Origin of the sequence: Bradyrhizobium sp. PRIMUS42, assembly GCF_023006515.1 — a bacterium.
GTDB lineage: Bacteria > Pseudomonadota > Alphaproteobacteria > Rhizobiales > Xanthobacteraceae > Bradyrhizobium.
This window is the reverse complement of sequence record NZ_JALBGZ010000684.1, coordinates 1-3344: the sequence shown is the minus strand read 5'-3', so window position 1 is coordinate 3344 and position 3344 is coordinate 1. Positions and strand designations below refer to the sequence as shown.

Here is a 3344-nt window from a genome sequence, read left to right as displayed (position 1 = left end):
ATCGCGGCGTGCTTGCCGAAGGCCGCCGCGCCGACATTCTCCTGGTCGATGACGGCGTGAAGCTGAGGCCGCGGCTGATTGCGGTGATCGCGGGCGGCAAGCTCGTCCATCTCACGGATGCGACACGACTGCTCGCAGCGGCATCGACGCCGCGCGAGGCTGTCGTCGCGGCTTAAACCGGCTATGCTCGGGCGATGACAGGTTTTCCCCGTTACGCGATCTATTTTGCCGCAGGCAGCGACAGCGCGCTCTCGCGTTTCGGCGCGGAGCTGCTCGGCTACGATGCCTACACCGGCGACGAGCTACCGTTTCCGCGCGAGGCGTTGGAGGTCGTGCCTGATTGGCGCGACGTCAGCGCCGATCCCCGCAAATACGGCTTTCACGCCACGCTGAAGGCGCCGATGGCGCTTGCGCCTGGAAGGACTGATGCCGAGCTGATGGCCGCCTGCGCGATGTTCGCCGGCAAGGCGCGACTGATCCCAACGATCCGTCCGGTCGTCGATGCCATCAGCGGCTTCATTGCCGTCATTCCGGCCGAGCCGGTCGATGCGCTGCAAGAGCTCGCCGCCGATTGCGTCCGCGAGTTCGATTCGTTCCGGGCCCAGCTCACGGCGGAAGACCGTGCACGGCGGAGACCCGAGAAGCTGAGCGAGCGGCAGCGCGACTATCTCGATCGCTGGGGCTACCCTTACGTGATGGAAGAATACCGCTTCCACATGACGCTCACCGGTCGGCTGGATTCAGAACGCCGTGGAGCAATCCTGGAGATGTTGCGAACGCGGTTTGCGACGCTTCGTCTCGGCACGTTGGCGATCGATCGCCTCTCCCTATTCAAGCAGGACGATGCGAAAGCTCGCTTCCGCATCATCGGTGAGTGGGCGTTGGCGCGGCAGGATTGACTGTCAGCTCGCAAGATTGAATGCGAGCGCCACCGCGCCGACCAGAACGAGGCTGGTCGCCCAAACCGCATCCAGATTGAACCAGCTTCGCGAAACGAACTTCAATCCCAGATGGCGGTAGACCAGCCACGCCAGACATCCGCCGGCGCTGACCATGGCGATCACGTGCACGAAGGACACCAGCACCGCCATCCCGAGATTCGCCTTCATTAGCGCCTCTGCCGCCCCATGGCCGGGATCGAGCGCCAAGGCCTGGCAGAGCCCGAGATAGATCGGCACGAGCATCAATGCGGCGCCGTGAGCAATGGCAACGGCAAACGACCAGAGTGCCAATTGCGTCGGCGGAATTCGTGCCAGCGCGCGGGGATGGCGCCGCGCGGTCAACCGATAGGCACCGAAGGCGATGACGAGAAGGCTCGCACTGATCTGGATCGAACGCTGCCACTCGGCCAGCACGAGCAGGAATGCGAATGGCAGCACCACGAGAAGCGTCGCCAGAAGATGCCCGGCCGACAGTGCCCACAACGCGCGGAAGAGCGCGCGTGGGCTCTTGTCCATCAGCCCGGCCGAAACGGCGAGCGGCCATCCCATCCCCGGATTGACCCCGTGGTAGAGACCGCTCGCAACAAGAGCGAACCAGAGCCAGCCAAGCGCCGGACTCGCGTGCCCCCCGTCTAGACCGACGGGTAGCAAAACGAGTCTGTCGAACAATCGCCGCCCTCGAGCCTGATCTGGTGCGCGCGATATCCGTCGGGGAAGCTCACGAAGTAGTCCTTGTCGAGCTCGAGGCCGCCGTTGCGACCGACATTGGCCATGACCTCCACGCCCGGAACCCCGTCGGGATAGAACTGGTCGTCCCAGGTGGAATAGAGCGAATTGGTCCAGTACACGCGCCGGCCATCGCGGCTGATCTCGACCATTTGCGGGCCGGCCGCAAAGGCCTTGCCATTCGGATGCGCCGTACGGCGTGCAATGCCGCCGATGTGAACCGAGCCCGCAAGCTTCGGCTTGCGCGGATCACTGACGTCGTACTGCCGCATTTCACCCGTGCCCCAGCACGAGACATAGAGGAACCGGTCATCCATCGACAGGTCGATGTCGGTCACCAGCGGCGGCACGGCACCAAAGCCCTGCAGCAGCGGCGGGAGCTTCTCCTTCGGCGCGGGCTCGGGCGGGATCGTCGCCGTCTTCTCCGCATGGAATTTCCCGCCTTCGCGCCACCATGTCCAGATCGATGCTTCGAGGTTGGTGGTGTCGACCACAACGCCAACGAAGCCGTATTCGCGAACCGGATCGTGCGCCGGCCGCACCTCCAGCGCCATCTGATGGTTGGCGCCGAGATCGATGGTCTGGACGTTGCGACGTGCGCGCAGATCCCAGAAGTGGAGACGATGGCCATATTTGTTCGACAGCAGGTCTTCCGGGACGATCCCGTTCTCGAACTGCGGCGGCAACGCCCATTCGCTCGTCACCATGTAATCGCGCGGCAGGTTCCACCAGAAGTCATAATGCAGCGTCTGCGGACCGCGGTCGATCTCCCATCGTCCAAGGACCTCGAACGTCTCGCAATCCATGATGAAGACGCCTGGAGGCCCGTTGGTGCCGTCCTTGCCGCCGCCGCCCAGCGTGCTCACATAGATGCCGTCCGGCCCGCAATGGATGGTATGCGGCCGCGAGTAGCCGGTCTTCTTGAAGATTTCCTCGGGCTCGATGATCTTGTGGATCTTGGCCTGGGTCGGATCGGGCTTGGTATCGATGATGTAGATCCGCGACGAGCGTATCCCGGGGATGATGAGATAGCGCCGCTCGATGAAGGCGTGTCCCGCAAGCGGCGACAAGGCGGAGGAGCAGGCATTCCAGCCGAAATGATGAAACTCATCGCCCTTGTTGGGCATCGTCACGGTGTGGACGATCTGACTGTAGGTCGGCGATCCCGGCTTGACGTCGATGACCGCAAGGGCATCCGGTTTCGAGAAATCCGGACTGAGCAGCAACGTGTATGCAAAGTTCTCCGCGGGCGCCTCCATCGCAAGCTTGGGCGATGCGTGGAAGGTGGGATCGGGCCTCATCGTCATGGCACTGCCTCCCTGTTCTGTCGGTTCGCTCCAACCTGGCTCGGGATAACGGCAAAAGAAGAGGTATTACGCGATGTCTTGGCATCCTCCGCAGGGCCGGTTGGCGAGCGTACAATATGCCATCGCGGAGCTGCGGGAAACGGCTAGGGCCGCGCTAATTCGACGCCTTCGGCCGAAATGCGGATCAGCGCTCCGCTTCGCGGAGCTTATCCGGGACGACGGTTGAGTATATCCGCGCGACTTCCTCCACCCGCAGCCCTCGTAGCAACCATTAAATGGCGGCGGTGTTTTGAGCCGTACGGATCGCCTGCGCCTGCCATGATGACGCCGTGCTCGCGTCCGTCAAGGCGTGGCCTGGCGGCAGACCGGG

At 63.5% G+C, this 3344-nt stretch carries 3 protein-coding genes and 1 pseudogene; 2 read left to right on the top strand and 2 right to left on the bottom strand.

Annotated features, from left to right (window positions below; genetic code table 11):
- Nucleotides 1-176 (top strand): annotated as a pseudogene (locus MOV75_RS31845) (alpha-D-ribose 1-methylphosphonate 5-triphosphate diphosphatase); the annotation flags it as partial.
- 18 nt (nucleotides 177-194) lie between these two features.
- Complete coding sequence (locus tag MOV75_RS31840; protein WP_246931326.1) at nucleotides 195-899, top strand: DUF1045 domain-containing protein; 705 nt, start codon at nucleotides 195-197, stop codon at nucleotides 897-899.
- 3 nt (nucleotides 900-902) lie between these two features.
- Here the strand turns inward: MOV75_RS31840 and MOV75_RS31835 are convergent, their stop codons facing one another.
- Nucleotides 903-1490: a hypothetical protein gene (locus MOV75_RS31835; RefSeq protein ID WP_246931327.1), complete on the bottom strand. Its 588-nt coding sequence runs from the start codon at nucleotides 1488-1490 to the stop codon at nucleotides 903-905.
- 83 nt (nucleotides 1491-1573) lie between these two features.
- Nucleotides 1574-2974: a selenium-binding family protein gene (locus MOV75_RS31830; protein ID WP_246931328.1), complete on the bottom strand. Its 1401-nt coding sequence runs from the start codon at nucleotides 2972-2974 to the stop codon at nucleotides 1574-1576.
- Between the last annotated feature and the right edge of the window lie 370 nt (nucleotides 2975-3344).

Bases quoted from the DNA above. Each gene is read 5' to 3' on its own strand.
- MOV75_RS31840 (WP_246931326.1), top strand. From the start codon at position 195: ATGACAGGTTTTCCCCGTTACGCGATCTATTTTGCCGCAGGCAGCGAC.
- MOV75_RS31830 (WP_246931328.1), bottom strand. From the start codon at position 2,974: ATGACGATGAGGCCCGATCCCACCTTCCACGCATCGCCCAAGCTTGCG.
- MOV75_RS31835 (WP_246931327.1), bottom strand. From the start codon at position 1,490: ATGGGATGGCCGCTCGCCGTTTCGGCCGGGCTGATGGACAAGAGCCCA.